Here is a 22331-nt window from a genome sequence, read left to right as displayed (position 1 = left end):
CGCCGTATGCGGAACCGCACGTACGGTGGTGTGAGAGGGCTGAGGGAAAAAAAAATCCCTCACCCTACTCGATCCTGGAATTCCTGCCGGGGCGCCCTACTCCGCTCATTGGAAAATGATGCAGATGGGGGGATTTGAGGAAGTGATTTGATGGGGCGCTGGAAGTGCTGAGAGGGTCGGCGGGCGGATCTGAGCAGCAGAGAGATTGAGAGGACTTTAAAACTAATATTTGAACACCTTAATAGTTAATTAAGCGTACGTGTTAAGTATTAATTTGAACAATTTAGTATGGAAATGGAATTTGGTGGAAGTTGCCATTTTGGATTTTTTGTAGATTTCGAAGGGATGTTGGAATAAGATCTATGACCAACTTTTCCGCTTTGCACTGAAGATTTTCAGCCAAATCAGCTGTTTGAAGCGAGAGCTTCAGACCTGATCCAAATTGCTCCAGCGATCACGAAGTGGCCGTTTAGAAATAAAGAGAGCAAGCCGATTGCTTTAGATTCTGATCAGTCATGAGAGTCATGACCAATGAGAGAAAAGGAGACCTGAAAATGTAGAAAAACGCGATCAATCCCGAGAGGACTGACCGCGCTTAGCGAAGCAGACTTGCGTCCTCAGAACCCGCAATGTCTGCTTTTTCGAAGCGACTGTCAATCCTCTCCCATTTTTTCGACCTTAGCGAGGTTACTCGACGGCACAGTGTTGCCTGTCGAAAGGCCTCACTTCGCCCGCCCTGCGCCTTGATTTTTTGGCGCAGCGTCGGCGCTCGTTTCGAGATTTTCGGAGGTGTTTCATGACAGTACGAAAGGTGGTCACGCGGCGGTCCAACCATTACCGCGGCTACTTCCCATCGCTCAAAAATAAAAAGCCTGTGCCCTGGGAGTCCCAGCTCGAAGGCGCTCTTTTTCGGCTTCTTGAGCTGTCTCCTGCGGTCATCGGCTACGTCCCGCAGCCCAGTGAGGAACGTGTTCCATCGCTCCAGGGCTACTTCAAATATTACCCAGACGTACAGGTTTTCCTCGCGGATGGGCGCGAGTGGTGGTTTGAAGTGAAGCCTCACGACCGACTGAAGATTGCCAGCGTCAGGCAGCGACTGGATGCCGCTGAGCGCTACTTCAACGCCACTGCCCGTAACTTTTCGGTGATCACTGAAAAGTTAATTGAAGCTGAACCCCTGGCTACCAATCTTAGAAGGCTGATGTATCACCGGCGCGGTCCAGAGCTTTCGCATCAGGCGTTGGAGGAGGTAATGGCGACCTTCAACGAATGGCCGCCTATGACCGTTGCAGATCTGCTCTACGTGGTTGGTGAGGGGAAAGCCTGGCGCTTGTTAGGCCTTGGGGTGGTGGGCATTGACCTTGATAGGTCAATTGACACTGACTCCCCGGTCTTCCTGCAAGGGGGGCACCGTCATGCAAACCTTTTCCCTTAGGGTGAAATTGGTCGTCATCGTTCGTGGCGTACTGATGGTGCTTGAGAAGAGGCTTATTGACCGGAAGCTGCTCTTTTTCGATGAGCTTGGTGAGCCCACGAAGCTATCCGAGAAGGAGTTCTATGAGGCCTACGAGAAGCGCGAGATCGAGATCTCCGCTGATCAGCCATACCTTGGGAGGGTTCCGTATGTGCGGAACGTCCCTCCAGATATTTCATGCTTCCCCAAAAAACATGGAGATGAGGCATTGCGTCGACGCAAGTATCTGGACGACCTAACTAAGCGCGGTAAATACAAGCTACCGGGTGACGAAGACATGATCAAGAAGCTTAGAGATATCGCCAAAAAGATTGGGGATGCGTGCGCACCCTCGGTTTCCACTATTCGACGTTGGGCAGCCAAATACATTGGCCAGAACGTAGTAAAGCTTATCCCTCAGCATGCCAAAAAGGGTCGGGCTGCCGCGATACAGGGAGAGCTCGAAGTTATTCTTGAAGGGGTGATTAATAAAACCTACCTGCAGGATACGATTCCAGCGGTCAGCGTGGTCGTTTCAGAATTCGAGGATCAGATAAAAGAGAGGAACAAAAGTCGTTTGCCTTCGGATCAGCTCAAGATCCCAAGCGGAATGACTGTCCGAAGGTACATCGCCAAGCTGGATCCGTACCTTGTGGATAAGGAGAGGCTCGGAAAACACGCAGCAGACAAGAAGCACCGTGTTGCGGCGGGTGTCCTACGTGTCCATGAGATTTTGGAACGTTGGGAAATTGATCACACCTTGTTGGACGTCCAGCTTGTGGATGAAACCTCGGGGCTGTGCATTGGGCGCCCCTATCTGACGATCGTCCTCGACCGCTTCTCTCGAATGGTGATGGGATATTTGCTCCACCTGTCGGCGCCAAATACGGAAACCGTGCTTCGTGTGATCGAACGCTCAATCCGTCCAAAAGCCGAATTGCTGAAGCGCTTTCCGAAAGTGAGAAATGAATGGTGGGCACGTGGGCTGCCGGCTCGAATAGTCCCAGACAACGCAGCGGAATTTCACGCGGGCGATCTCATCATGGGATTCAACGAGTTGGGTATCGAGATCATGTATCCCGCTTCAAGGGCCCCTCAAAGGAAAGGTGCCGTCGAACGCTTTTTCAGCACACAGAACCTGGGGCTTATCCACAACCTCCCGGGTACCACCTTCTCGAATATCCAGCAGCGTGGCGATTACGACTCGGAGAAGAATGCATGTTTCACGCTCCCTCAATTGGAGGCGGTGGTAGTGAAATGGATCGTCGATGGTTACCACCAGACTCCTCATCGGGGGCTGGACAACAGAACACCGGCTCAAGTCTGGGGGACTAGCGAGGCGAACCATGTCATCAGCCTTCCCGTCGACCTGGACTCGTTGGAGTGCATTCTGGCCAAGCGGGCCTCGGTGAAGGTTCACCATTACGGCATCGAGGTTGCCAAAGTGGGCTACCACTCTACGGAACTTGCTGAGCTCCGTATGCGTTTGGCAGACGGAGAAAAGGTAAACGTCCGCTATCGAGACGAAGCCGGGCACGTTTGGGTTCACGACCGCTTCAGAAACTTGTTCTTCAAAGTGCCCGCCAAAGATGAGCGAATGGCCGGTAAGAGCAGGGAGGTGTGGAAGGCTGCCGAGAAAGCGCTGCGAGAAAAATATAATGAGCAGCCTAGCTTCGAGGCTACGCACAGGTGCTACCAGGAAATTATGGAAGATGCAGACGAGGCCCGCCGTTCGCAGACGCTCAGAAAACGACGCGCAGCTGCCATAGCGAAAATCGACAAGGAGGGTCGAGTGACCGAAAGCACGCCTCCACCCAAGGTACTCGCTGAAGTGGAATGGACCGGTGACTCTATTCCTAACATTCCGCCAGCAGCCTTCAAGGTCTCGGTTCGTCGCCCTGCTGGGAGTTCTAAGCCATGAACGCCATCAATCTGTACGAATGCTACGAGCATGGTGAATACAGCTTTACGCTCCGCGATCGTTTTATTCACAGCCCTCAAGTCGAGCGAGCGTTGACGCGACTAGGCGATATCCACGGCGATAGTCGGCGTACCAGAGCAAGTAAAGGGTTGCTGATCCAAGGTCCAAGCGGAGTGGGCAAGAGCACATTGGTCAAGGAGTACATTCGGTCATTGGAGGAATTGGAGAGCCATGACCCACAGAAGCGGACAGTTCTGTTCGTCGAGATGCCTTCGTCTCCAACCAAAAAGAACCTGGCAGCAGCCATTTTGGCAGAGCTGAAGGATCCCTTCGCAGAGGCACGAGGACATTCGGCAGAGGTTAAATTTGCGCGAGTAGTCCTGCTGCTGAAGAACCTTGGCGTGGAGATGTTGGTCCTCGATGAGGCGCAGCACCTGGTCGATTATCGTCGTAATGGTGCGTATGAGGCAGCAGACTGGATCAAGAGTCTGATGAATGAAACCAGTATCGCGTTTGTTCTGATTGGGCTGAAGCGCACCGAAAATCTCCTGCTAGCAAACGAGCAACTGCGACGCAGGTTTTCGGCCACGGTGGCATACGATCGCTTCACCTTCTCCGCTAATACGTCTCTTCATTTCGTGATGTTGTTGCAGGCAATCGAGGGCGAACTGCCTGTTCAAACCATCAGTTTTGTAGAGCCAGCGATGATTAAACGCTTCTACCTGGCTTCCTATGGATTGATCGACTACCTCATCAAGATTGTGGACAGGGCTGTTTGGCTGGTTCAAGTCCAGGACCTTGTCGGGATTGAACTTCCTGTGCTGGCCCAGGCTTTTGAAGACGAGGTTTGGAGCTACGCCACCGAGGATCGAAACCCCTTCAGTGCGAGCTTCAATTTCCAGCCTCTGTTCGGGAAGCGGGAGCCGTTTGAGACGTTCGAAGAGAGCAGTACCTGACGGCCAAGGGCCGGGCTTATCGGCCCGGCTCTACTCCCCTGATTTTTATGTCTTCGATTTCATGGATGTGTAGGAATGTTTGGTCTTTTAATCAACCCACGACCACACCAAGACGAAAGTCTTTTGGGGTACCTGCAGCGCCTGGCGAAAGCCAACGGATTACCCAGAAAGGAACTGCTCACCGCCTTTGCACGAGCCGACGAGACCGATGTTGCGGACTGGCTGCAGATGATGGAAGGACCACTGAGCTGGCCTGCGGTATCTGCTGAGTTTCGTGATCCAAGGCCCAAGGGGGTCAAGTTATGGACGACTCATCACGCTCGTTACTGTCCGATCTGTTTGGGCGAAGCCGGTTATTGGAGAGAAAGCTGGGGCTTGACCCTGGTTACGACGTGTTCTGTCCACGGCACTGAACTCCACGGGCGGTGCCCCAACTGTCTGAAGGAAACCGATCCAAGCGCAATGAGTGCGAATAGTTGCCAAGCGTGTGGCACCTCATTGAGTGGGACCAATTTTGAGATCGCGCCGGCGAGTGATACGGCCGCCTGGCTCACCTCTGGCTTTGAAGATAGGTTTTACGCCGACTCGTTGCCAGCTGACGCGGGATTGGCGGCCCTCACCTACGAACAGTTTCACGAGTTGTCATCGCGTCTCGCTGTCAGAAGTTTGCCTACGGAAAGAACCCAGCCGCTGAAGGTTGCTGATTCGGGTTCGCTAGAGATATCGCGGCTTATGGCAAACGCGGCGGGCGTGGTTCTCATGAACTGGCCTCTCGCATTCAGAGAACTGCTGAGTGGCCTCAAGGCAGTCCATTCCGATAACGAACATTGGACGCTCAGCAGATCGTTCGGCCCGATATACCACGACATCCACCGTGATCTGGATGACTCTTGTTTTGACTTTCTTCGTCGAGAGTTCGAATCATTTCTGCAGCATGCGTGGGAAGCACCGTTAGCGAAGCGAAATCGCAATTTGAGTGAGGAGACGATTGAGAGACATCGTTGGGTGTCGTTCGATTCTGCTGCTGAAGCTTGTGGTCTCGGGGTATCAGTCATAAAACGCCTTCATCAGGAGGGACAAATCGCCTATCGGGAGAAGGTCCATGAAGATCGAGTCTTTACGGTCGTGGACCTGGATCATTTGAAGGCAATCTCGCAGCATCTCCAGGGCGTGGCTGATATGAAAGAAACCTCGACTTTGCTAAGCCTCTGTCGCAATCGGGTTAGGCAGCTGCTAGCTGGTGGTACCCTCCAGTTCTTTGGTGGAGAACCGCGCCCAGGCGAAAGGTGGCTGATTGACTGCCGCTCGATCAACGAATTGATTGATGAGAAGCTGCCTACCAGCTCTGACCAGAGCCTGGTGTCGATCAACTACTTGGCCAAGCATTCTCTGCCCAAGGGGGGTGGGTTGGTCGAGTTGGTTCAGGCAATACGTGCAGGTGAACTTCGCGCTTACGGCCCAGCTGAGAATGGCTCGGTTGCGGTAGGGGCGTGGTTACTCAAGCCGCAAGATTTTGCAGCGTGGCAACAAGCCCGAGCTGAGAACAAGAGTCCGGTCTTTCCCGGCCTGTCGGTAGTCAAGGCTGCTGCGCTGTTAGGCGTCAAAGAACAATGCGCATACGCGTTCGTTCGACTGGGTCTGCTATGGAGCACTGCTGTCGAACGAGGCCGGCGTACGCAATTGATGGTTAAGCCTCAAGCCATCGACAGATTCAGGCGTGGCTATATCTTGGGACCGGAGATTGCGGTGTATTTGGGGAAGTCGACCAGGGAGGCGTTCAAGCACCTTTGGGAGGCCAGGTTTCGCCCCGTTGCGGGGCCATCCATTCCAAACGCGGCTTGCCGGCAGTACGTTTGGGTAAGAAGCAAAAAGCTGATCGATTACCTCGCAAGTGAAGCCGCCCAGATCGACGATCCTGAAGCCATCACGTTTTTATCCACACCGATCGCTCAGCCTCGTGATTGCCGATTCAGGCATGTGGGATCAAGATAGTTAGCACGCTTTCTTTCTTGATTGCTAAAATCATCGAACCCATTTTGGAGAATCTTATGTCCCGTCTCGCTGAATTCCGCCTGCTCGAACAACAGCTCGCAGCCCAACTGGCGGAGCTGGAAGCGCTGAAAAATGACTCTGCCCTGAAGCAGGAAATGGAATTTGAAACGAAGCTGCGCAGTTTGCTCAACGAGTATGGCTACGGCCTGCGCCAAGTGGTGCTGATCCTCGATCCGCAAGCGGTGGCTTCCACTGATATGGCCCCAAAAACCTCTCGGAAACCACGCGAAGTGAAGGTCTACAAGAATCCACACAGCGGAGAGGTTGTTGAGACCAAGGGTGGTAATCAGCGTACGCTTAAGGCCTGGAAAAACGAGTATGGCGCTGAGGTAGTCGAGTCTTGGCTCGCCAATTGATTGCACTGCAGGCGGCTTCTGGCACGAGATGAATCGTGGTGCGCCCCGAATGCAAATTCCCATTCTGGGGCGTGACGAAATTTTCTGCGGGTGGTGGTGACACACAGTTTATGCGCATTAAATAGAGGTCCACTTCAAAAAATGGACTCTCCAAAATGCGGAATGCTCTCGTCTCAATCTCAGTGAACACCATCGCAAGCCTCCTGACTGCGCTTGTGCTTCACTGGATCACCCCTCCTCTTTCCGACCTCTCCATTCAGCCAATCACGGCCTCAAACTCTGGATCCAAGAGCTCTTCGTGCTCTTCGTAGATGAGAAATCTGGACCAGACAGCACGTTTCTGAACCACCCCATCAGAGCAAGCGTTCCCCTGGATTGAGCTATCTGGTGACGATTCGTTGAGTTTCTTCTCACTGCTAGGAAGAGCTCTGATTAAAAATTCGTGCTTCCTCAGAGGCTTAGCGATGGTGTCTGTAGAGGCTTTTCTGGAATGACGAGTAAGCTCCTGATGGAGGCGTTTTCTGCACTCCATTCCTCACGGGGACCGCTTGTCAAATCGAAAGGCCCTGCTATACAGTTCTTGTCAAAGGATTTGTCAAATGATGTAGAATCCGGTCCCTCGTTGGGGAGCGGTGGAGGAGTTAACATGTCAGAACGCGAAGGGGTCTTAGCAAGGGCGCCGCTTATCTATGCGTTGAGCGTAATCAGATTTGCCCCGATTCTTAAGCTGCCAAAGCTGATCCCAGACATTCAGCACACGATCCGTCAGAGCCTCCCGGGCTTCTTCCAGATGGTCAAGGGCGTGCCGCCTGGAGTGATGCACAGCGGAGAACCGAATTCTTGGGCGTTCCTTAATCGGGATGCTGACTACGCGTGCGTGCTGGCCATGGATCACATGATCCTGCAAAGCACAAATTATCTTCATTTTGATAACCACTTAGCGCTTTTCCGTGAGTGCATTGAGGCGCTGGTAGGGCAAGCAGGTGCATTGGATATCACCGCTATCGGGATGCGGTACGTCGATAAAATTGAACCAGCTGAAGGTGAGACCCTAGCCGACTACCTTCCGGAAGCCATGCTCCCACTTAAATGCGATGAGCTAGCGGCGCATGGGAAAGTCCCCAAGGAGCAGCTTGGAATCTCTACTACCACCTACCATCTAGATCCGGAGTATCTGCACATCAGATGCTGGCGGCAGACTGGTATGTGGATACCGGAAGATTTGGTCGAGCCGGCCATGGTTTTCGAAATTGCTAAGCAATCGAGGAATTCATCCAAGCATGGTGCTCCTCTGCAAGGTGCATTTGTGCCTGTTAGCGAAAATGGTGCTCTTCTCGATACGGATGCGCATTGGCCGCTGCAGTTAGCCGAACGACTGGGAACCGAGGAGATCTGCACGAGACTCGACGGTTTGCATAAGACTGCTAACTTTGCTTTTAGGACAGTCGCGAAAGATCATGCCTTTGAGGTTTGGGGGAAGGCGAAATGACTACAGCAATGAATGGGCAATGGATTGATCCTACCGGGGCTGCTGTAAGCAGATCTTCTACTTGGGAAAACCCTGAAATTGCTCCGCGTGTAGGTAGCACGACAGCAAACCCTGTATTGGCGATTGCTTTCACAGCGATGCTGGCCGTTTCGGTAGTAGTCGCTCCTGGGACTGCCTCCCTGCCCTATCCACAACTTATCGGCTCAGCAGGCATGAGCTTTCATGGCGTGCATGCTGGTGCCTGGACCGAGGTGGACACCAGCCAGGATGCCAATGTTACCGAAGACGTAGCGCCGGCCTTAATCGAGGAGCTTAGGAGCGACTTCAAGTTGTCAGATAGCTCCATCGCGCAGATCTTCAACGTGTCTCGTCAGACCGTGTACAATTGGCGGACTGGAAAAACCGCCACTGGTTTTCCCGAGAGGCTTGCGGCTTTAACTGAGGCGTTGCGCCAAGTTAACGCCGAAGAAGCGCAGTATCTGCATCGGGTGCTTTTCTATCCAACCGCCGATGGCCGCCTGATTCAGGATGCGCTTTCGGATGAAGCGTGGAATCGAAATGGCGCTAAAGGTGTGTACGGAATGGTTGCGGAGTTGGCTGGCAAGGCGCAGCAGCTACGTGATAGGGACCTCAAAACCATCGCCAGGTTAGAAAAATCGGGCGGTTCGAATTTGGTTTGATTATGGCTGATACACCTGAGCAAGAGATCGTAAGTGCCATTAGCGCTGCTGGTTGGCTGCAAGGAGATACCGTCTCAGGTGACGCCTTGATTGAACACATATCCGAGGAGGTCCTGAAAGGCCAATTCGAGGGGGTGGCTCCAGCTTATTGGATGTTGGCCTCCCATTCCTGCACGGTGCATGCACGCAACCTTTGTGATGCGCCGTGGATAGAGTGGATTGCCGTTAAGGTAAAGAAAAAGGCCTTCGATAAGCAGCTGCACGCCCTCAATCCACGTACGCTGCACCTGCAGCACGCGGAAAAGCAGGTTATGGAGCTCAAGATTCACAAGCGTGTGTGGACCAAGAGAGCCGTGCTTCCGACGCTCCACCGAAATCCGGTAATCACGCTGAGCGAAGAAAACGGTCAGTATTTCTCATACTGGATGTCCCACCATTACAACCGTATTGCGATGCCGGACGAGTTGGTCAACCGCCTGAAGGCAGACCAAGGTGACGACGGCATGAAGGGCATCGCCGTGCTTGTCGACGATTTCCTCCATCAGAACAACCAATTTTTCGCTAGTGCTTGGGTTTCCTTCAACCCCAAGGGCGAGATTCGCGACCCGGCTGAGCCCTACGAGGTGGTGTTCCGGTTTTTGACCAAACGAGAGCACGCCAGGCGCGCAAATGAGCTGCACGACCAGCTGAATGAAGTGCTCGGGGTGGCCAGAAATCTCAACGATGGGCTGTACTTCGGTGGAGCAGACGTCACGGTGCTACAAGACTTTACCATGCTCGATGCGGAAGACTTCGTGCGGTACAACCTTCACGACTGGCTCAGTGTTGGGGATACCGATGAAGATGAAGAAGGTGCCGATGATGCTGACTGAGCTGCTATCGGCCTCCCCTTTAGGATCTGGGTTTGACCTTAGCTGACCGGCTGCTCTACAAACCAATTGATTTTCTCCGGAGCCGGTGTCACTGTCGCTCCAAGAATAGCCCCCACGCCTCGGGCAGGTCCCAGACCTGTACTGCGCATCAGGGGGTTAGTTGTTTCTAGGGCCCGCCCAGGTCGATCAGGCATGCTTTGGGCTGGCCTCAAACCAGTGGGTGACCACCAAAAGGGTCAGTTAGGCCTACTGCTGCCTATCCTCGCTCGTTACCATCCAGAAACCCTCTATTGATACGGTTTCAGCAAAGATGGATGTCTATAAGCTCCGCATCGAAGACACAGAAAGCAAGATCATCGACAAGGAAGGTTTCGAGGCCGAGACCTTCCGCAGAGATCCGTGGTACCAGCCTGGAAGTGCGGGCAAGCTAGCTCAGTTTGCTGTATGCCCGGCATGCGACAACCCTGTCCAGCTGGTTGGGCTGTATGAGCTACCGCCTAACGTGAAGAACCCATTCGGGAAACATGCTACTAAGAGCATTCGCGGCATCGCTCCATTTGATAGTGAGGCCCGTAACGATTGCCCGTACTTCAAGCCTCGCCAGCATAAGAAAACAGAACGAAAAACCAGGTTTGACGGCGTCCCGCGGAAGATTCTCAAGCTATTGATCGAACAGTTCGATCGCGTGGTTTACATCCTGGAGAAAGAGACCCAACTGGTCCTTTCCGAGAACGCGTTGAGAGGCATGCTGCAGCGTTACAAGGGAGAGCGTGGCTACCTCTATACCGGCGCGACGCTTCGCAATGTGCCATGGATCTTTGCTTACATGTCGGACGCCACCCGCCTGTTTGGCCAGAAGGTCAGTGGAAATGCTGAGCTGGTGAAAGCTATTGCCGCTGAGGTGCCGGGGGCGGAAATCAGCAGCACGGGTCGGCTGGAATCGAAGAAGGTGCCTGGTTCGAAGGCGGCATATTTTGATCTCAAAATGAGTTTCATCCGCCATCGAATCGTCAAAGACAGTGAAGCGTCTGGCTTGGTTGAAAGCATGGAGTTTGTAGTGTCACAGCCTCGCGGAGGTGAGCTTGAGCACATTCACAAGGAAGTCATCAAATTCGATTCGGCTTGGTTCGAATCTCTTATCCGGATGCCGGTTGATCATCCTTATCGCAGAATGGATAGAGTGAAGATGGCCCGGGAGGAACTGGGCGATCTGCTGGAGCTGACTCAGGCCTGAGGAGGCCTGCTGTAAACCACTTTTTTTCACTGTAAACCACAGTGGTTTACAGTGAAAAAAGTGGTTTACAACGTAGCTATGACACGCGCCCTGGCCACTCCCCAGGCCAGCGCGCTCCTCATTGGTTCGTTCAGCCGGACGTCGAACACCTGTGCTGCTCGGGGCCTTGCCACGCCGCGGTGTCCTATAATTCATCTTCAGCTGAATGGAGCAAAATGTTGTGAAGCGCACATTCATTGGAATGGTCGAGGCTGGTGAGCCACTGATGAGGCAAGCGCTTGAAGCTATCCGACAGGCCCACGAAGCGGAGGCTGCTGGATTGCCAGACCTTGAGGTACAGCGTCTTCACCTATTGGCAGATTCGCTCTATCAGGCGGTCATTGATTTTCAGCTCCTCAAAGCAGGTAAACCACCGTCGACTATCCAGTGAGGACCTGCCGCTACATGACGAAAAAGATACCAGCTCTTCTCCCCGACCACCCCATGTATACCGACGCAGTGGATGCGATGAAGCAATACCACGAGGCGCAGGCTTCTGGCTCATCTGCCGAAGAGGTTGAGCGCCTGCGTCAAATCGCAGAATCACAATTTCGGGCTGTCAGCGAGTATCAGCTCAACGCTCTGGGATATCAGTCTCGTCGTCCGCACTGAAGGGATAACCGATCCGGAGGTAGCTTCAGAATCCATCAAGCCAAGCGGAAGACTCACGACTGGGTCCGATTGATCAGCGAGACAGTCGGGAAGGTTTGCACACAGCCCAAACAAAAAAGCAGCTCCCGAGAGCTGCTTTTTTCTTACTCGCCCTTTTTGTGCTTGTGGGGTTTCAGGTCCGGATGGTCCTTCTGCTTTTCAGGGGTGACTCGCTGCCTTTTGTCCGGAGTGCCATCTTCATTGGTGCGCTTTGGGCCTGGCTTGATGCTCATGCAAAACTTCCTTTTCCGCTTGGGTTGTTGAATGCAGCTATGTAATTAGTCCAGCTTCTCTCAGCTGTCAAAGCAGGCTGGTGCAGAACCGCCTGGCCGATGATCCGGTCCACATCGAACATTCAGAGGCCAGAATAAAAGCCTCCGGCCAAGGGCTTGCAAGGGGCTGTAAAATCCAGCGCTGAGCGATACGAAGACGTCTGGACGTTCATCATGCCGAGCACGGTGTGGAACAGGTTGTCGTGGCTCAGCGATGACGTGGTTTGAGCTTTCAAACAACCCACGTTGACCTTTTCACTCTTCGCGAGCGAGTCAGACATCCAAAGTACCAACGGCACCTTTGTTTGCTCGTCAGGAGCCATCGCGTAAGGCAGCCCATGCAGATAGAGCCCACCCTCCCCCAGCGATTCGCCGTGGTCCGAAACGTACATCAGCGCAGTGTCGAACTTGGTGTTGGCCGCCAAGATATCGATGAGATTTGCAGTCACATAATCGGTATAGAGGATTGAGTTGTCGTAGGCATTGACCACCTCCTCCTGCTTACATTTGTCGAGCTCGTTGGTCTCGCACACCGGTGCGAATTTCTTGAATTGCGAGGGGTAGCGCTTGTAGTAGGCCGGGCCGTGACTGCCTTTGTAGTGGAGCACCAGGACAGCATCGCCTTCCTGGCGCTTGATGAAGTCTTGCATCTCCGTGAGCAGCACCCCGTCCTTACACTCCTCGCTGGTGCACAGTTGGGAATCCGCGTGAGAGGCAGCCTTGTGGTTGGGAACCCTGTCGCAGACCCCTTTGCACCCCGAGTTGTTGTCAGTCCACATGACACTGATGCCAGCGCGTTGAAGCACGTCGAGCAGCCCTTCTCGGCTCTTGGCCAAGCCATCTTTGTACTGGGCCTTACCCACGTCCAGGAACATGCATGGCAGCGAGACCGCGGTAGCGGTGCCGCAGGAGCTCACGTTCGTGAAGCTAATGACATTTCGCTTTTCTAGTTCCGGATTCGTTTCACGGGAGTAGCCGTTGAGGGAGAAGTTGGCGGAGCGAGCGGTCTCTCCTACTGCCAGTACCAGCAGCCTGGGTTTACGAGCCGCACCCTGTCGATTAACTACCGCATCAGTACCAATGGCCGTCAGCGTTTTAGGTGAGGCCAGCTGACGCTTCAGGCACCCATGCGAATACTATGACTGGGAGGCTGGCCGCTAGCAGCCAGTTCACTTCATCGGTTTTGAATACCAGCTTCCAGAGCACGTTCCGGAGCTCTGCGTTCGCGAATAGCAGCAACCAAAAAGTCACCAGGCCGATTAGCAAATTAGTACTGATGCCTTTCTGCCGCGCATTGCGAATAGCAAAGATCCATTTGCTTAACAGGGTGTGAACAATGGATTTGGAAGGTGTCATTATCAAACTCTGGAAGCTGCTTATCCATGGCGGTAGCTATGGAGTTAGCGGGAGCTACAAGGCAAGCCGTCGACAGATGCTAAGCGATTGCGCAATGTGCGGAGCGCCAGAGGCCTTAGGCCCCTAGGCGTTGGAGACGCTTAGTATGTGTGAGGCATAGGGATAAAAAGAGAAATGAATCTCGCTGAGCGCATTATTTCCGGGACCTGATAACGACACGATGACCTCGGGATTACAATGCTGACAGAAATCCAATAACAGCTGTTTTGATTGTCATTGATCACGCTATGATCAAAATTAGGGGGATACCACCCACTAAAAGCAATACGCCGCTCAGCTAGATAAATTTAATTTCACAAACAAAACGGTTTCGTTTTGTCGTAGGCTAATTTTGAACTTCCAATTAAACTTACAAGTCTTTTTCGCGAGCAGAACATTATTTTCAACTTTTGCTCGTTAATATGTCACCCATCAATGAGGGGCGAATACCATGAGCTTTTTCAAAAACATCCTGGGCGAGCACCATGGCCGTGGAAACCACGGTGGAGGCAAGCACCACAGCGGGGGACATGGGGCCGAGCAGTATGATCGCCATGGCCGGCAGCAGGGCTGCGACGGCGGTAATCAGGTGTATGACGGCGGGCGCCCTGCCACTCCTGCCCCCATCAAAGATCTGCAGGGCTGCAGGCAGTGCCGGACGGCCAACGATCCGTCAGCACGCTTTTGTCTAAACTGCGGAACACCGCTATCGAGTGGTTGCACCGCCTGCGGCTCGCTGCTGAGTGCAGGGGCAAGATTTTGCAGTCAGTGTGGCCAAGCGACGCTCTAAGGCTAGGTAGACAGGAAGGCCAACGAGACCACAACCCTGCGCAAGGAGAAATACGTGGGTTCAAATCATGACCATGGCAGCGCCGCAGTACGCGAGGGGCATCAGAAGAAGCTAATCATGGCGCTCGCCTTGACTGGCAGCTTCATGATTGCAGAAGTGATCGGTGCGTGGATTACCGGCAGCCTGGCGCTGCTGTCGGACGCATCTCACATGTTTACAGATACTGCCGCCTTGGCGATCTCACTGATTGCACTTCAGATAGCCAAGCGGCCGGCGGATCAAAAAAGAACCTTCGGCTATGCGCGTCTGGAGATTCTGGCTTCGACGTTCAACGCCGTGCTGCTCTTTCTCGTGGCAATGTACATCTTGTACGAGGCCTACCAGCGCTTCTTCATGCCGGCGGAGATCGCTACGGGAGCGATGATGTGGATCGCAATCGCCGGCCTGATCATCAACCTAATCTCGATGCGCCTTCTGGCATCAGCGAGCAACGAAAGCCTCAACGTCAAAGGAGCCTACCTCGAAGTTTGGAGCGACATGCTCGGCTCGCTAGGCGTAATCATCGCGGCGCTCATCATCCGCTTCACCGGCTGGACCTGGGTCGACACGATTGTCGCTGTGGCAATCGGCCTTTGGGTACTTCCGCGGACGTGGCAACTGCTTCGCGAAAGCCTGGGAATCCTCATGGAGGGTGTGCCGAGGGGGCTCGACGTTACGGCAATCGAGGCCACGATCCTCGGGGTAGATGGCGTCACGGACGTACATGACTTGCACGTCTGGGCCGTCAGCAGTGGCAGCAACGTGATGACGTCGCACGTAGTAATACGGGATTCTGCAGATGGGGATGCTGTGCTGGCGGCCGTCGTGGAAGCTGTCAGCGATGCATTCGAAATCCATCACTGCACCATCCAGATCGAGCGGGCAGCTTTCCACGAGAGCGTTCCCTCGCCTTCGCACTGATCGATCGGTAACACCATGCAAACACATCACCTTCCTGGCTGAGGGTGATGCTGCAATAGAAATGCGGTGAGGGATGGCGTAAACGGCAGGAGCGCTTCGAGAGGGGTTGGTGAATGGCTTCGCCTGCCCCCGTCCACAACCTCCAGAAGGCTCAGCGATGGCTTGGATCATCACGAAGTACCTACTCACTGCCGGTATAGTGATTCTCGTATCAGAGCTGGCGAAACGCAGTGACAAGCTGGGCGGCCTGGTCGCCGCCCTACCCTTGGTCACGGTGTTGACGCTGGTCTGGCTCTACTTGGAGAACCAGAGCATGGAGAAGATCGCCAACCATGCCTGGTACACGTTCTGGTACGTGCTTCCGACCCTGCCGATGTTTATCGCTTTTCCGTTGCTGCTACCTAAGCTCGGCTTTTGGCCGACACTGATCTGCAGCATCCTCATCACAATGGCCAGCTTCGGGGGCTTCGTGATACTGCTGCGCCGGTTCGGCATTGAGCTTCTGTGATCCGGTGGCCGTAGGGATCATCTTGATGAGTCTTAACGGCTATTAACGCACTCGCCCTTCACTAGGTAGCGAACCATGTGCAGTTCGCCTTTCGAGTCTTCGTAGGTCATCATGCTTCTTACATCCCCGCAGTACCGCACGCTGGGTGATACATACACCAACTTACCAACGTCCAGGTCCATGCCGTAGGCGTAGTCTTCTAGTTGAGGCATGGGCTTTTTTACGCGTTGAGCATAATCCGCAGTAGCCTCTCTAGCAGAACGCTCGATGCGTTGATTAATCTCCATACCGCTTTGGGCATTGGCTGTTAGTGATGTAAAGAGCATAAACACGGCGATCGCTGATACTGTAGTGTTCATAAGAAGTCCCTTAATAAAAAAGCGCCCGTAGGGGGCGCTAAAATTCACCTACCAAAGGAGCGTATGGTTTACAGGTGAATGCACTGGCGCGAACAACTGCTCGATGCTCTTGCCAAGCTGCTTTGAAATGAGACAATTTCCAAAGCAGCGATGCCTCTTCCGCTGCCCTTAAACTAGCAAAGGAGGCTAACACCAAGATGATCGCGCAATTACAATTTGGACATGTAATAGATTGTAAGATAAATATTCGAGAGAATATCGAGCCGCCACGTGAACTAATTTGCAGAAAGGCGCTGCAGTTTACGGCCGTGCATGGGGACTGCCTGCGTGGCGCCCTCGATCCAAGGCCATTACCAGTCCTTGCAAGCTAGCGACCGAAATGCTGCCTGTCCTGGCCGATTCCACCTATCAGGCGAAGCTGTCGTACTCCGTCGCAGGCCCCAGAATCCGCTAAGCTAAGAGATGGAGCCTGCATGACTGTCAGAAATCTTGCGGCTACATTACAAATTTGTAGGATTTCGCCGCGGCCAGCTTCTTCGCGTTAAGATTCAAGCGTCCTCAGGTGACCCGGCGTATGGACAGAGGTAGCGACTACCACATGCCATACCCCCAGCCAAACTTTCCAACAGCCTGCAACCATAATCTTGGCGGATTAGGCCAACTCCTTCCTCATACCTTGAGATAAGTTATGCGCGTTCTAGTTGTGGAAGACGAAATTAAAACTGCCGAATATCTTCAGCAGGGCCTATCCGAAAGCGGGTATGTTGTAGATATCGTGCACAACGGTGTAGATGCCCTGCACTTGTTCAACACTAATGTCTATTCGTTGGTCCTGCTGGACGTGAACCTCCCAGGTATCGACGGCTGGGACCTGCTGGAAACCATCCGTAAAACCAGCCGGGTCCGTATCATCATGCTGACCGCCCGCGGACGCATCAATGACAAGCTCAAGGGCTTGGACGGCGGCGCGGATGACTACCTTGTGAAACCATTCGAATTTCCTGAACTGCTTGCTCGCATCCGTTCGCTACAGCGCCGTGGTGATGAGTTAGTCGAGAAGAGCTCACTGAAAATTGCCGACCTGGAACTCGACTCCGTCCGCCATCGCGTTTTCCGCAGTGGCACACGCATCGATCTCACCACCAAGGAGTTTGCGCTCCTGCACCTGCTTATGAGCCGAACGGGCGAAGCGCTGACTCGCTCTCAGATCATCTCGTTGGTCTGGGATATGAATTTCGACTGCGACACCAATGTCATCGATGTCGCCATCCGGCGCCTGCGCTCTAAGATCGATGACCCGTTTGAAACCAAGCTCATTCACACGCTCCGTGGCGTTGGGTACGTTTTTGAGGAACGCGCATGAGGCCATTCAGCCTGGCTGCAAAGCTGGGATTAAAAGTTGGATTGATGAGCGCAGCGCTGCTGCTGATGTTCGCTACCTTCGGTTACATGATGGTTGGGCAAGCACTGGATAGAAATGCTCGCATCGATCTCGGCGTCAAAATGGAGGCAATGGCGCACAGCCTTTCCGAAATTACTGATATTGCCGATGTCAGTTCAGATTCGCACAAGCTGGTGGATTTGGTCACAGGCCAGAACAACCTCTACGTAAGCATCTACAGGTCCGCAGAGAGTGAAGATCCTTTACTCACCATCGGTTCCAAACAGATCAATCGAGAGGTTCATAGGTTCCAAGCTGCGGCGCAGACCACGGAATACGAGTGGAGCGACTATAATGGACGGCCCCTGCTCAGTGCTTCTCAGGCCATGACTCTGGGCGATGGTACGGAGGTCGGCGTCTACATGACTGCTGATCAGTCATCCAATGAAGCACTACTCGATGCTTTGCTAACCTGGGGGCTGATGATGTCCCCTGTCATCCTCGCGTTGATCCTGGCCATTGGCTGGTGGACTGTGCGCAGAGGCCTGCTGCCTCTGACCAAATTCCTCAAGGTAGCGTCAAAGATCTCAACCGAGAGCCTCGACCATCGCCTTCCAACTGATGGGATGCCAGCAGAACTCAAGAAGCTCGCCGACGGTATCAACATCATGCTGGCTCGCCTGGATGATGGGGTTCAGCAGCTTTCGCAGTTCTCTGACGATCTCGCTCATGAACTTCGAGCACCGCTTTCCAACCTTATGGGTAAGGCTCAGGTAGCCTTGACCAGAGAACGATCACTTTCCGAATACCGGGAGGTTCTGGAGTCGTGCACAGAAGAGCTGGACCGCATGAGCCGCATGGTTTCGGACATGCTGTTCTTGGCCCAGGTCAGTCATCCAGCATCAATGGTGGAGTTCGAACCCGTCTCCTTGGTCGACGAGGTTCAGCGAGTGTGCGATCTCTTCAGCATTTCGGCAGAAGAAGGCGAGATCCAGCTGCAGATCTCTGGCAGTGATGACGTGGTGCGCGGGAACCGCCTGATGGTTCAACGTGCCGTCTCGAATTTGGTCTCGAACGCGATCCGTTACTGCCCTCGTGGCCGCACGGTCTACGTGAAGGTGCAGCATAGTGCGAGCGGTACGACGTTGAGTGTCGGCAACCCCGGCCGCGGTATCGCCAAGGAACACCACGCGCACTTGTTTGAGCGGTTCTACCGTGTGGACAAGAGCCGAGCACGGAGCGAAGGCGGTACCGGTCTTGGCTTGGCCATCGTTCAGTCGATCATGAGCCTGCACCAGGGATCGGCGAGCGTGGAGGTGACCGAAGAAAACTTCACTTGGTTCCACCTTCACTTTCCTGCAGCCCAGCAACTGCAGCCGGCAATGACCGCCGCTTAAACCGCGCAGACATGATTAGGCCCGTCAATCGACGGGCCTTTTTGTCTGCCTCACTGCATCAGTGCCGGAGGACCACAGGGTCCATGGGCGACCGCAGAATCACCGACTTAATAATCTTCTGTTCGTCAGGATTGGCGTTCTTTCACAGGTGGGAGAAATACTGAGCATTCACTTTCTCTTGAGCACTTACGCTGCCGGCGGCATCGATCAGGCGCATGGTCGAGTAGACACAGATCAGCGCCAAGATGAAGAATGCCGTGGCGACCACCATCACATAACGCTTGGCCAGCACCGGTGCCCGCTTGAGCTCCTGGATAGAGGCGTCCGCTACCTTTGCCGCTGCTGTTAGCTCTGAGATCAGTGGCTGGATGGCGGTGTCGACTCCGCGGCATGCAGCTGAATACGCTGCTGCAGCGGCGCGCAAGGCAACCTCTTCCGCATTCGACCAAGCCTTCTCTGCCTTTCGCACCTCCTCCTGAATCTGCCGGCCGACAGCGTCCACCTGCTCCACCAGTTCGTTCGACCTCTCCAGAACAGCGCTGGAGGTGCGCGTCTGCGAGGTCAGCTCATCGAGCTGGACAGTGAGTTTTTCAGTGCAGCGGCGAAAGTCACCGATAGCAACTGCCCAGGGCTCTATGTAATTCATGGCTATCTCCTAGGGCGGCCAACAACGCCGCGCTGAATTAACGCGCTAGATATCAAAATTGTAATTTGAGAGAAAATTCTTAATCCACCTCGACAATGCCGAGATAGACATGATCCTTCCAGATTTGACGATTTAACACATCCTATCTGCAGCCTAAATTACGGAATTGTAATTATTGACTCACCTTGTCGTTAGCTTCGTGTTCCTAAACTACAAACCAACAAAGGCCGCTAATCAGGTAGGCCTAGTATGAACCGAGGTTCACAATGAAATTTGTCAAATCTATCGCTATTGGCAGCCTGCTGCTGGGTCTCATGGGTACCGCTTACGCTGAAGGCGGCTTCGAGCGAGCGAAACAGTTCAACGAGAACTTCCGAACCGAACAGGCTCGCCTATGGAGCGATGACGCTTCGGACCAGAACAAACAACAAGTCGCTCAAGAGCAAAAGAAAGAAAGCAAGGATGGTAGGGAACAAGCCGACAATTAATCGGCGGTTAAATAGGACTTCAAATGACAAAAGTAATTGACAAAAAAGCCAGGGTAAAACCTGGCTTTTTTGTGCTTGGAATTTAGCCTTCGTTCTCGCGTGGCGTTTCCGCATTGCTTTCTCCGGTCAGACCCAGTGAGCGGCAAACTCGGCCACCATCACGTGGGCCAGCAGGCCTGCGGTTGGAATACCTTTGTCGATGACCTGGGCCGGAACAGGCGCCTGAATCAGGGTTTCGCACTGACGGCAGGCCCATTTACCACGTACATGCTGCTCGACGGTAAACACGCCCGGCGTGTAATCCAGCTACTCGCTAACGTCTTCGCCGATGCGTTGAAGTTGGCAGCCTCAAGCGCACTGAGTGTTTTCCGGTTCGTGACGGATCACCGTGCGTGGAAACTGCGGCGGCAATGGTGCACGTTTCGGCGATTGCCGTGGCTCGACCTGTGACGAAGCTGGGAGGAGCTGTTTCAGCTCTGCTTCGATAGCTTCAAGATCTGTGTCGAGCAGATCATCCAGCAAGCTGCCTTGTGCTTGGCTGATCTGCTCGCTGCGCTTGGCAAATTTGTGGCGCTTGAGCAGGGCGATCTCGAACTTGAACTGTTCGATGAGAATTTCATCATTTTGGATCTTCCTGCTCATCGCCTCGACTTGGGACTGCAACTGCGACGCCTGTGCCGCCAAGGCACGAAGCTGTTCCGGGGTCATATGGTCGAGGTTGGGCGAGGAAGTCATGCCGCTGATTGTGCCAGAGCAGGCCCGAAACGACGACGAGCAGACCCGCTGCCACGGCAGGCCCAGCACCAACGCCTGGAGTTGCTCGCTGTCGAGTTCGACCTCACAGCCATGGCGAATGCCGGGCCAGTGAAACTTCCCTTGATTCAGGCGCCGCGCGGCAAGCCAGACGCCCACGCCATCATGCACCAGCACTTTCATCCGGTTAGCGCGGCGAATGGCGAACAGATAAGCGCAATGCGGCTTCGCCGCACCGAACACCGCGATCACTCGGGCCAATGCCGTTTCGGTTCCGGCGCGCATGTCCATCGGCTCGGTGGACAGCCAGATCGCATCGATGCGGATCATTGGGCCACAGCCCGGATAAATTGCGCGCAGCCCTCGGGATCCGAGGCTGGCCATTTCAATGTGATTACTTGCCCGGCCATGGGCAACTCGATGACCACTGACGCTTCGGCTGGCCGTTTACGTTCCAGTGCAGGAACCGGCAATCCTTGTGCTTATCAAGCCACTGGAAAAAGCCTTTCAGCATCGACTTTTCGAATTTATTGAGCTCTGCTTGCATGCTAGAGAGCTGTTTACTGAGCTCTGCTTCTTTATGGATGGACCATGACTTGGTCTGGCCGGTTTTTAGGTTTCGTGTGGCGATGGATGTCACACGTTTCGACTCCCCGGTATCGTTCTGATAAAACGATTCGCAGGAGTAGTGGATTACGTAAACTCGGTTCGCGTCGAGGTAGAGGTCTTCGATTAAAGCTCTGCTCCTCTTGCGATCCTTTACCCGATCTAGCTCTGCTCCCACACCTTTCCCCTCAACCCAGTGCAATGTAGGCGAGCTAGCGATTCTGCCCTCAAATGTAGGTGCCCGCTAGATTCACCTCTAGCTCTGTCTATGACTCTGGCGAAGGGTACACCGCCTGGGGACAATCGGCCTGCTATGTCTTGGCGGACTGCCCTACCAATTGGCGGGGCCTACAACGGCCGCTTTTTAAGGTCGATGGAAAGCAGGACCATACGCTCCTGCCGAAGCTAGCTGGCAGGCGTCAGCCAAGAGGCGTATCCTACAACTGCTTGCTCCGAGACTTGTTGGCCTACAGCCTCCCCTTGGAGACATCTGATAGCCCGCCGCCGAGGCGGGCTTCTTGCTACCAGATCCGTAGGCAGCGGTGGCTAGGTGCCCAAGCTAGGCTCCGCCAGAGCGCATACTCAACATCAGCGATCTACCCGTCTCCCTAGTCCGACGGTTATCGACGTATCCAAGTCCTTTATCAGGCGCATGGAAAGCCGGCGAAGACTGGGCTAGATGCGCTACGCAGCCATTGCTTCGCAGGATTCTGCGCAGGCCATACAGGCCTGTGCGCAATGCTGACAGTGGTCTGCCTTATGCTGACCGCACTCCTCCCCGCAGGCCCGGCAAATTTTGGCGCATAGGGCACATAGCTCTCTGGCAAGCATGCTTTCTCGTGCCATCAAGGTAGCCGCAAGCTTGCACATATCTGCGCAATCCCTGTCCAGCTTGATGCAGTCAGCCATCATTTTTACATCCTGTTCTTGAAGGCAGGCTGTCGCACAGCCTTCACAGGCCAGCGCACAGCGCAGGCATTCCGAGATGCATTCTTCAAAGCGACTGTTCATGGTCATATCTCCGGTATCGGGTCGATGTGATGCCAGTAAACCGTTTCAAAACGGTATGTAGC

At 54.0% G+C, this 22331-nt stretch carries 22 protein-coding genes and 3 pseudogenes; 17 read left to right on the top strand and 8 right to left on the bottom strand.

Going from position 1 to position 22331, the window contains the following annotated elements; genetic code table 11:
- Positions 1-796: 796 nt before the first annotated feature.
- From GHO32_RS22890 to GHO32_RS22840, 11 genes are all read left to right on the top strand, one after another.
- Positions 797-1435: a TnsA endonuclease N-terminal domain-containing protein gene (locus tag GHO32_RS22890; protein WP_011953077.1), complete on the top strand. Its 639-nt coding sequence runs from the start codon at positions 797-799 to the stop codon at positions 1433-1435.
- Entirely contained in the window at positions 1416-3374 is a 1959-nt protein-coding gene (locus GHO32_RS22885) for a DDE-type integrase/transposase/recombinase (RefSeq protein ID WP_011953078.1), read from the top strand. The genes GHO32_RS22890 and GHO32_RS22885 overlap by 20 nt, the downstream gene beginning before the upstream one ends.
- Positions 3371-4330 (top strand): TniB family NTP-binding protein, encoded by a 960-nt coding sequence (locus GHO32_RS22880; protein ID WP_010951429.1) that lies wholly within the window; start codon positions 3371-3373, stop codon positions 4328-4330. Before GHO32_RS22885 ends, GHO32_RS22880 begins: the two co-directional genes overlap by 4 nt.
- Positions 4331-4405: 75 nt before the next feature.
- Complete coding sequence (locus tag GHO32_RS22875; protein WP_010951430.1) at positions 4406-6322, top strand: TniQ family protein; 1917 nt, start codon at positions 4406-4408, stop codon at positions 6320-6322.
- A 56-nt stretch (positions 6323-6378) separates the two neighbouring features.
- Positions 6379-6738 (top strand): histone-like nucleoid-structuring protein, MvaT/MvaU family, encoded by a 360-nt coding sequence (locus GHO32_RS22870; RefSeq protein WP_010951431.1) that lies wholly within the window; start codon positions 6379-6381, stop codon positions 6736-6738.
- A 646-nt stretch (positions 6739-7384) separates the two neighbouring features.
- Positions 7385-8227 carry a TIGR04255 family protein gene (locus GHO32_RS22865; protein ID WP_010951432.1) on the top strand — a complete coding sequence of 281 codons (843 nt, stop codon included), beginning with the start codon at positions 7385-7387 and terminating at the stop codon, positions 8225-8227.
- The gene (locus tag GHO32_RS22860) at positions 8224-8907 is read left to right on the top strand and encodes a transcriptional regulator (protein WP_126404318.1); all 684 of its coding nucleotides are present in this window, start codon (positions 8224-8226) and stop codon (positions 8905-8907) included. The genes GHO32_RS22865 and GHO32_RS22860 overlap by 4 nt, the downstream gene beginning before the upstream one ends.
- Positions 8908-8909: 2 nt before the next feature.
- The gene (locus tag GHO32_RS22855) at positions 8910-9779 is read left to right on the top strand and encodes a hypothetical protein (protein ID WP_153443019.1); all 870 of its coding nucleotides are present in this window, start codon (positions 8910-8912) and stop codon (positions 9777-9779) included.
- 310 nt (positions 9780-10089) lie between these two features.
- Entirely contained in the window at positions 10090-11013 is a 924-nt protein-coding gene (locus GHO32_RS22850; RefSeq protein ID WP_011953102.1) for a hypothetical protein, read from the top strand.
- Between the two features lie 205 nt (positions 11014-11218).
- Positions 11219-11443 (top strand): hypothetical protein, encoded by a 225-nt coding sequence (locus GHO32_RS22845; protein ID WP_011953103.1) that lies wholly within the window; start codon positions 11219-11221, stop codon positions 11441-11443.
- A gap of 14 nt (positions 11444-11457) precedes the next feature.
- On the top strand, positions 11458-11664 hold the full coding sequence (locus GHO32_RS22840; RefSeq protein ID WP_011953104.1) for a hypothetical protein: 207 nt from the start codon (positions 11458-11460) through the stop codon (positions 11662-11664).
- A gap of 143 nt (positions 11665-11807) precedes the next feature.
- Here the strand turns inward: GHO32_RS22840 and GHO32_RS26960 are convergent, their stop codons facing one another.
- Both GHO32_RS26960 and GHO32_RS22835 read right to left on the bottom strand, forming a co-directional pair.
- The gene (locus GHO32_RS26960) at positions 11808-11936 is read right to left on the bottom strand and encodes a hypothetical protein (RefSeq protein ID WP_003253468.1); all 129 of its coding nucleotides are present in this window, start codon (positions 11934-11936) and stop codon (positions 11808-11810) included.
- A 122-nt stretch (positions 11937-12058) separates the two neighbouring features.
- Positions 12059-13331 (bottom strand): annotated as a pseudogene (locus GHO32_RS22835) (phosphoethanolamine transferase).
- A gap of 490 nt (positions 13332-13821) precedes the next feature.
- Here GHO32_RS22835 and GHO32_RS22830 point away from each other — a divergent pair.
- The 3 genes from GHO32_RS22830 (at position 13822) to GHO32_RS22820 (ending at position 15628) form a co-directional block, all read left to right on the top strand.
- Positions 13822-14160 carry a zinc ribbon domain-containing protein gene (locus tag GHO32_RS22830; RefSeq protein ID WP_095041103.1) on the top strand — a complete coding sequence of 113 codons (339 nt, stop codon included), beginning with the start codon at positions 13822-13824 and terminating at the stop codon, positions 14158-14160.
- Positions 14161-14214: 54 nt separating this feature from the next.
- Positions 14215-15120 carry a cation diffusion facilitator family transporter gene (locus GHO32_RS22825; protein WP_095041102.1) on the top strand — a complete coding sequence of 302 codons (906 nt, stop codon included), beginning with the start codon at positions 14215-14217 and terminating at the stop codon, positions 15118-15120.
- Between the two features lie 157 nt (positions 15121-15277).
- A complete protein-coding gene (locus GHO32_RS22820; protein WP_095041101.1) occupies positions 15278-15628 on the top strand; it encodes a DUF3147 family protein in 351 nt (116 codons plus the stop codon).
- A gap of 32 nt (positions 15629-15660) precedes the next feature.
- Here GHO32_RS22820 and GHO32_RS22815 read toward each other — a convergent pair whose 3' ends face one another.
- Positions 15661-15987 (bottom strand): DUF2790 domain-containing protein, encoded by a 327-nt coding sequence (locus GHO32_RS22815; protein WP_095041100.1) that lies wholly within the window; start codon positions 15985-15987, stop codon positions 15661-15663.
- A 688-nt stretch (positions 15988-16675) separates the two neighbouring features.
- Here GHO32_RS22815 and GHO32_RS22810 point away from each other — a divergent pair.
- Both GHO32_RS22810 and GHO32_RS22805 read left to right on the top strand, forming a co-directional pair.
- Positions 16676-17350: a heavy metal response regulator transcription factor gene (locus GHO32_RS22810; protein ID WP_047279654.1), complete on the top strand. Its 675-nt coding sequence runs from the start codon at positions 16676-16678 to the stop codon at positions 17348-17350.
- Positions 17347-18765, top strand: coding sequence for a heavy metal sensor histidine kinase (locus GHO32_RS22805; RefSeq protein WP_047279653.1), 1419 nt, complete (start codon positions 17347-17349; stop codon positions 18763-18765). The genes GHO32_RS22810 and GHO32_RS22805 overlap by 4 nt, the downstream gene beginning before the upstream one ends.
- Before the next feature lie 142 nt (positions 18766-18907).
- Here GHO32_RS22805 and GHO32_RS22800 read toward each other — a convergent pair whose 3' ends face one another.
- Positions 18908-19411 carry a hypothetical protein gene (locus tag GHO32_RS22800; protein ID WP_169862265.1) on the bottom strand — a complete coding sequence of 168 codons (504 nt, stop codon included), beginning with the start codon at positions 19409-19411 and terminating at the stop codon, positions 18908-18910.
- Positions 19412-19677: 266 nt separating this feature from the next.
- Here GHO32_RS22800 and GHO32_RS22795 point away from each other — a divergent pair, with 266 nt between their 5' ends.
- Positions 19678-19899, top strand: a complete 222-nt coding sequence (locus GHO32_RS22795) for a hypothetical protein (protein ID WP_047279652.1) — start codon at positions 19678-19680, stop codon at positions 19897-19899.
- A gap of 135 nt (positions 19900-20034) precedes the next feature.
- On the opposite strand, the pseudogene GHO32_RS22790 reads toward GHO32_RS22795, so the two are convergent.
- From GHO32_RS22790 to GHO32_RS22775, 4 genes and pseudogenes are all read right to left on the bottom strand, one after another.
- Positions 20035-20634: pseudogene (locus GHO32_RS22790) on the bottom strand (IS66 family transposase zinc-finger binding domain-containing protein); the annotation flags it as partial.
- Between the two features lie 54 nt (positions 20635-20688).
- Positions 20689-20982, bottom strand: a pseudogene (gene tnpB, locus GHO32_RS22785) (IS66 family insertion sequence element accessory protein TnpB); the annotation flags it as partial.
- Between the two features lie 64 nt (positions 20983-21046).
- Complete coding sequence (locus GHO32_RS26520) at positions 21047-21292, bottom strand: hypothetical protein (RefSeq protein ID WP_169862263.1); 246 nt, start codon at positions 21290-21292, stop codon at positions 21047-21049.
- 650 nt (positions 21293-21942) lie between these two features.
- A complete protein-coding gene (locus GHO32_RS22775) occupies positions 21943-22269 on the bottom strand; it encodes a four-helix bundle copper-binding protein (protein WP_371326763.1) in 327 nt (108 codons plus the stop codon).
- Between the last annotated feature and the right edge of the window lie 62 nt (positions 22270-22331).

The organism is Pseudomonas sp. FSL R10-2189 (assembly GCF_009600325.1).
In the GTDB taxonomy this organism is placed as follows: Bacteria; Pseudomonadota; Gammaproteobacteria; order Pseudomonadales; family Pseudomonadaceae; genus Aquipseudomonas; species Aquipseudomonas helleri.
This window is presented reverse-complemented; position numbering and strand designations above follow the sequence as displayed.